Below are 6377 nucleotides of genomic sequence, written 5' to 3'. Positions count from 1 at the left end.
CCAGGTCAGAAGGCACCTGTCTTTCAAGATCCACTATGTGGACCCGCCCATAATGAAGGGCTGAGGCTAGTACTTACCGGATAAGTACTTACCTGGTAAGGTCTGGTCATGCAGCGAACTGCGGTGCGGTGGGGACTGTTGGCCCTCTTCGCCGATGGCCCCAAGTACGGATACCAGCTCCGGACGGAACTCGAGGGGCGCACCGGCGGCAGTTGGGCGGTGAACATCGGGCAGATCTACACCACGCTAGACCGGCTTGTTCGCGACGGACACGTGCGCACGGCCGGCAACAACGAGGACGGGCGAGAGCTGTTCACCATCACTGATCAGGGGCGCAGGTCTTTGGACACCTGGTACATGACGCCGATCGCCGGCTCGGATCGTCCGCGCAGCGAGTTGGCGATCAAGCTTGCGATGGCGATCGGGGATCCCGGCGTGGACATCACCCTGGTGGTGCAGAAGCAGCGGACGGAGTCGATGCGGCAGATGCGTGACTACACCGACCTTCGTCGACACGCCGACGAAGGCGAGGATGTGACCTGGCTGCTGCTGTTGGATCATCTGATCTTCGCGTTGGAGAGTGAGATCCGGTGGCTTGATCACGCGGAGGCGACGGTGCTCAGGCGTCAGCGACCCCGGGCTGCGTCCAATCCGATCCCAGCCGCCCCTGGGCGGTTCTCGTCTGAACGGGTGCACGGATGAGCGGCCCAGTGTTGCGCCTCCGGGCAGTGGAGCGGACGTACCAGGCGGGCGACGTGACGGTCCACGCGTTGGCCGGCGTCGACCTGGACGTGCGGGCCGGCGAACTTGTCGCGGTGATGGGACCGTCAGGGTCTGGCAAGTCGACCCTGCTCACCATCGCCGGTGGTCTTGATTCGCCTACCTCCGGGTCGGTTGAGGTCGAAGGGGTGGATCTCAGCGGTCTCGACAAGACAGCGGTCGCTCATCTGCGGAGAGATCGGATCGGGTACGTGTTCCAGGACTACAACCTGGTGACCGATCTGACCGCGGCGGAGAACGTAGCCCTGCCCCTGGAACTGGCGGGTCACGGGGGGCGGGCGGCGCGAAAGGCGTCGGTCGCCGCGCTGGATGAGGTTGGCCTCGCCGATGCGGCCGACCGATTCCCCGATCAGCTTTCGGGTGGGCAGCAGCAGCGGGTTGCCATCGCCCGTGCACTAGTGGGGCAGCGGCGGCTGGTGCTGGCCGACGAGCCAACTGGTGCCCTGGATTCGCGGACCAGCACGGCTGTGTTGAAGGTTTTGCGGACGCGGATAGACGCCGGGGCGTCCGGCATATTGGTCACTCACGAGGCGAGGTACGCCGGCTGGGCCGACCGAACGATTTTCCTCAGGGACGGTCGCCTGGTCGATGCGACATCGGAGCGCGACGATCCCCAGCGCCTACTGAGCCAGTCGTCGTGAGTCGGGCAACCCTGGTCGGCTCGTGGCGCGTCGCGCTGCGCATCGCCCGCCGATCCGTGCTGCGCCATCGCAGACGAAGTGGTCTCATCCTGCTGATGTTGTTCATCCCCGCCTATGCCGGCACGGTCGTCACGGCGAGCTGGAGCAACCTCAGCGGCACATCGGCGCAGGAGACCACCTTCACGCTTGGCAGTGCTGACCTGATCATCGATGCGGCCAGTCTCCCCGCGATCGAGGCTGCGCTGCCATCGGGCAGCGTTACCACGGGGTTGACGCAGGCCCGCACCGTGTTGCAGACCCCGGACGGGTTGCGGACGTCGCAGTACGAGGCGACAGATCCGGACAATGCACTCAACAAGGGCCGGTACGTTGTTCGGGCCGGGCGAGCCCCCGACGGGCCCTCCGAGACGGCGGTAACCCGAGCCATGGCCGACGAGTTGGGGCTGCGGGTGGGAAGCCGGATCACTGCGGGCATGCCACAGCGCGACCTCACCGTTGTCGGTGTCATCGACTGGAGCCGGTCGCTGCGGGCGTCCGGGCTACTTGTGCCGCGTGAGTTCCCCCTGTCCGGGGCTCGCAGCAAGCTGATGGTGCAGCTACCGAACGACGATGAATGGTTGCCCCCACGAACCGAGCCTGGCATGGGCGCCATGTCGGTCCTGTCCAGGATCGACATGTCTCCGACAGCCGGAGAGCGCCAGATCGAGGCGGCCGCGGCTGTGCTCGTGGTCAGCTTCGCCGGCGCGCAGATCGTGCTCCTGGTCGGTGCGGCGTTCCTTGTCGGGGCCGCTCGTCAGCGTCGGGAGCTGGCCATAGTGGCGGCCGCTGGCGCGACGCACCGGCAGGTAAGCATGGTCGTCCTGGCCGGAGGGCTGCTGCTCGGCGCGCTGTCCGCAGCGGCCGGCGTGATCCTGGGACTATTGACGTTCGCCGCCGCTGGGCCGTTCATCGAACGCATCGCCGATCACCCGTTGATCGACGTGTCTATGCCGATCTGGCAGTTGTTAGGAGTCGCCGGCGTCACGTTGGCCATTGCCGTTCTGGCGACGCTGTTGCCGGCCCGCGCGGTCCGCCAGCGTCCCGTCCGGGGCGCACTGGGCGGACAACGGGACCAGTCGAGGCTGGACGCTGCCGGCGCGGTCGCAGCCGCAGGCCTCATTGTCGTGGGAACACTGGCGCTGCTGGTCTCCGGAAACCCGCAGGGACGGTCGATGGTGCTCGCTGGCGGCAGCGTCGCCCTTCTGCTCGGTGTGGTCGCCTGCACTCCGGCGCTGGTGCAGGCGACCGGACGACTCGCTGGCAGGCTCCCCATGCCGGCCCGTCTGGCGGTGCGTCATGCGGTAAGGCATCGGCTTCGCACGTCCGCCGCGATGGCCGCAGTGATCGCCGCCGTCGCAGGCAGCGTCGCGCTCGCGCTGGCAGGCGCGGCGCGCGGTGAGGCCGCCCCGACGCGGCTCGAGGCTCGACCCGGCCAGGTACTGGTGCCTGTCGAAGCCGCCGAAGTACTCGGGTCAGTGGGGCTCGACCGGATGACGGACGCCCTACCGACCCGGGCCGCCGTCACGCTGCGAACTGCGAGGAACTTCCACGCCAACATCGCCTACCAGAATCTGCCGGGCAGCCCCACTGACGCTTCGGCGATGGCCGGAGCGGAGCAACGGGACATCGCAGTGGGCACAGCGGACATCGTCCAGGTGGTGACTGGCCGCGCCGCGACCGACGCCGAACGGGCCGCCCTCGAGCGGGGCGACGCGGTGGCCTTCAACGACACTCTCGTCGTCAGCGGTAACGTCGCGCTGTCATCGGCCGGCCAGGCACCCACGTTGCTGCCCGCAGTCGTGGCTACCCGTGGTGCCTACTTCACCAAGCTTCCAGGCTTGCTGATCTCCCCCGGAACCGCGCAGCGACTCGGCTTGGAAACGCAACCACGGCTGGTCGTGGTGGACACGACGCGTACACCAGAGCCGGCAGAGCTGGCAGAGGCGAACGCGGTGCTGCTACAAGCACAGTTGACCGCCGCGAAGCCCGCGCCGTCGCCGCTCACCGTCGAGACGGTGACGACAACGGACCAGTCTTCACGCCAGGTGACGACGATGTTCTACATCCTGGCCGCAGTGAGCGCTCTGGTCACCATCGTGGCCAGTACCGTGGCGGTCGGCCTGGCTGCGGTGGAACTCCGCCCTGACATGGCCACCATGGTCGCTGTCGGCGCGACTCCTCGGATTCGGCGGAGTATCACCGCAGCTCAAGCGCTGGTCATCGTCGGCGTCGGTGCCGTGCTCGGCCTGATCGCCGGCATTGGTCCGGCGGCAGCCTACGTCAGTTACAGCACCGAACTCCGCTGGCACGTACCGTGGATCGCATTGTTGATCATCGTACTGGGGCCGCCTGCGCTGGCGACGGTAGCAGCGGTTCGCTTGGCGCGCGGCGAGCTGCCGCTCGTGCGGCGCACCAGCTGAGCTCATGATCGACATAAGGGCACTCCGTCGATTTGCCATCCCCGGATCAACGTGACCTGGCAAAAGCAGTCACTACTGCAATCTATGCAAGTATGTCAATGTAAAATCCATCACTTGATCGGGACCGTCGCCGGGACGTCAATCACGCTAAGATACTTCCTATCAGCCGAGAGTGATGTCCAAGGAAAGTGGCGATGCCCCTTTCCGCCGCTCATACACGACCTTCTTGAGCGTTTGGACGAAGCGCGGGCCCCCACCTGCGCGACTCGGCAAACTCACGGGAGGAAACGGGAAAATGTCGAAGCAGAAGGCCATGAGAGTGGCCGCCGTAGTCGCGTTTTCGGTGACAGCGGCGATGGGTGTCGCAACGCCGGCATCGGCGGCGCCGTCCCAGCCCGACTCGATCAGCATCCTCGCGGGCTGCGGAGCGGTCTTCAACAACGTGACGGTCGACGGCGGAGCGGCCTCGTGGAACATCAGCTGCACCAACGGTACGAACGCCCGGATCGAAGGGTTCGTGGAGGACACCAAAGCGGACGGCAAGTGCGCTCAGGTCAAGGCCTTCGCGAACAACGGCGAATCGCGGGTTCCGCTCGCCCAGGCATGCCCCAAGGGAACCAGGACGAACTTCGACTGGAGGACCAACGGCGCCAACGACATCGCGGCCTATCTGTTCACTGCCTGAGAGAACAGTACCGGCGCTACTTCGGCTTGAGGTGTTCGGTCCAGGTTGAGTACCGGACGAGCTCGGAGTAGACTAGCGCGACTCTGATGTCGAGTGGCCGGAGGGTGAGACTCCCTCCGGCCACTCGACAGCCGTTAACTTGGCCCTGGCTCACATCCGGTGGTAGCCGTGAGTCGCGGCATCCGGCGGGTCGACTGGCCACCTCGACAAATAGTGCAATTAGGTTATATGGGCGACGAACCGGGTAGCTGGCTATCCCGCGAGGATGCGGTAGTCCGGAAACGTCAGCATCGATGGCGCGCGCGAGCGCTCGCGGGGCAGTTACCGAGCGTTGCCACCGGACGTGAGACAGGGCCGTTAACTTGACACTCCCCCGGACATCGCATGATGGTGTTCCTGACCTGGCGCAGCACGCTGCCACCTCCTTGCGTGGTCACCGAGTGGCGGCCGGGGCGCGGGTCGATCGCGATACCCGGCGAGTGGTGCGCATGCCGGTGAAGGGGAAGCCGGAAGTAGAGGCGGAGCCGGAGTGACGGACGGTGCTGTCACTGCGGCGGTATGCCGAGGCGGCGGGACGCTTCGGATTCGGCGATCTGGTCGGGCCAGCGGAGGAACCGGCGGTACAGGTCGGGCGGGCTGAGCTGCTCGGCGTCGCATTCCAGCAGGTCGTCGATCGCCTCGTACATGAGGGTGGCGAGGTAGACGCACATCCCGATCCGGTCGTCCAACCAGTCCGCGGTGATTTCGATCTTCGCGGTTTCGCACGGCCATTCTGTACCGCACTCGCGACAGTTCCAGTCGGGCCGACTGGCGATGTGCATCAGCGTTCTCCGTCCGCGTAGGCGTTGTGCCGTCGCGCGAACCGCGTCACGCGGTCGCGTGTGGACCTCAGATCCATCTGTCAACCCTTCTCACAACTCATTTCCCATGATCACTGAACTCTTCCTTCACATCATGCTTATTCGCCAACTGGCTCAGCGCAATCTCGCACCGGTAGGTTCGGACCCAACATCCACCCACCATTACGTGACACGAGAGGACGGGGTTTCGTGGACGACGCCGGCAGCATTGTCCCCCGCAGGCAACTGGGTCGATACCTGAGAGAGCTTCGCGAAGACGCTCATGTCACGGTCGCCGCAGCGGCCAAGGCACTCGAATGGTCGCCGCCGCGCATCTGGCGCTACGAGGGCGGCCAGGTGCCGATCCACCCGAACGACGCCGAGGCGATGTGCCGGCTCTACGGCGCGTCCCCGGAAACGATCACGACGATGCGTGACCTGGCCCGGGAGACCAAGTCACGCGGCTGGTACCACAGCTACGACCACGCCATCAAAGAATGGTTCAAGCTGTACGTCGGGCTCGAAGCCGCCGCCTCGACTATCCGTCAGTACGAGCCGAACGTCATCCCCGGCCTGCTGCAGTCCCTGGAATACATGACCGAGATCATCACCACCGGAAACCCCGACCTCAAGCCCTCCGACCAACAGGCCAAGATCGAAGTACGGTCCAAGCGGCAGAAACTGCTTGCCCGTGTCGTCCCGCAGGCTCCCGACCTCGACGTGGTGATCGGCGAAGCTGCCCTCCGTCGCCCGCTTAAGGACCGGGCCGCGATGGCGCGCCAACTGCGGCACCTGGCCGCCGTCGCCACCCAACGCCACAACGTCACCGTCCGGGTCCTAACCTTTGCCGCCGGCCTCCCCAGCAGACCAGCAGTCGGACCGTTCTCCATCCTGACCTTTCCCCACGGCCCCGGCGTTGTTCCGGCTTGAGAGGTTCTGTCCGTGTTGAGAACTGGACACGAGGCGAGTTGCG

At 65.8% G+C, this 6377-nt stretch carries 6 protein-coding genes; 5 read left to right on the top strand and 1 reads right to left on the bottom strand.

What is annotated here, in order from left to right; genetic code table 11:
• Positions 1–108 precede the first annotated feature (108 nt).
• From ACFHVL_RS30515 to ACFHVL_RS30500, 4 genes are all read left to right on the top strand, one after another.
• On the top strand, positions 109–702 hold the full coding sequence (locus tag ACFHVL_RS30515) for a PadR family transcriptional regulator (protein ID WP_416632050.1): 594 nt from the start codon (positions 109–111) through the stop codon (positions 700–702).
• Positions 699–1421, top strand: a complete 723-nt coding sequence (locus ACFHVL_RS30510; RefSeq protein WP_416632049.1) for an ABC transporter ATP-binding protein — start codon at positions 699–701, stop codon at positions 1419–1421. Before ACFHVL_RS30515 ends, ACFHVL_RS30510 begins: the two co-directional genes overlap by 4 nt.
• Complete coding sequence (locus tag ACFHVL_RS30505; protein ID WP_416632048.1) at positions 1418–3880, top strand: FtsX-like permease family protein; 2463 nt, start codon at positions 1418–1420, stop codon at positions 3878–3880. The genes ACFHVL_RS30510 and ACFHVL_RS30505 overlap by 4 nt, the downstream gene beginning before the upstream one ends.
• Positions 3881–4175: 295 nt before the next feature.
• On the top strand, positions 4176–4565 hold the full coding sequence (locus ACFHVL_RS30500; RefSeq protein ID WP_416632046.1) for a hypothetical protein: 390 nt from the start codon (positions 4176–4178) through the stop codon (positions 4563–4565).
• 545 nt (positions 4566–5110) lie between these two features.
• Here ACFHVL_RS30500 and ACFHVL_RS30495 read toward each other — a convergent pair.
• Positions 5111–5386 (bottom strand): flavin reductase, encoded by a 276-nt coding sequence (locus ACFHVL_RS30495; protein ID WP_416632045.1) that lies wholly within the window; start codon positions 5384–5386, stop codon positions 5111–5113.
• A gap of 228 nt (positions 5387–5614) precedes the next feature.
• Between ACFHVL_RS30495 and ACFHVL_RS30490 the strand changes: the two genes are divergently transcribed.
• Positions 5615–6334, top strand: a complete 720-nt coding sequence (locus ACFHVL_RS30490; RefSeq protein ID WP_416632044.1) for a helix-turn-helix domain-containing protein — start codon at positions 5615–5617, stop codon at positions 6332–6334.
• The last annotated feature ends 43 nt before the right edge of the window (positions 6335–6377 follow it).

The organism is Micromonospora sp. LOL_023 (assembly GCF_048060115.1).
Lineage (GTDB): Bacteria > Actinomycetota > Actinomycetes > Mycobacteriales > Micromonosporaceae > Micromonospora_E.
The sequence above is the reverse complement of the archived record's forward strand: the minus strand, read 5'-3'. Positions and strand labels throughout refer to the sequence as shown.

Excerpts from the sequence above, each read along its gene's own strand:
- ACFHVL_RS30515 (WP_416632050.1), top strand. The coding sequence starts at position 109 with ATGCAGCGAACTGCGGTGCGGTGGGGACTGTTGGCCCTCTTCGCCGAT.
- ACFHVL_RS30510 (WP_416632049.1), top strand. The coding sequence starts at position 699 with ATGAGCGGCCCAGTGTTGCGCCTCCGGGCAGTGGAGCGGACGTACCAG.
- ACFHVL_RS30500 (WP_416632046.1), top strand. The coding sequence starts at position 4,176 with ATGTCGAAGCAGAAGGCCATGAGAGTGGCCGCCGTAGTCGCGTTTTCG.
- ACFHVL_RS30495 (WP_416632045.1), bottom strand. The coding sequence starts at position 5,386 with ATGCACATCGCCAGTCGGCCCGACTGGAACTGTCGCGAGTGCGGTACA.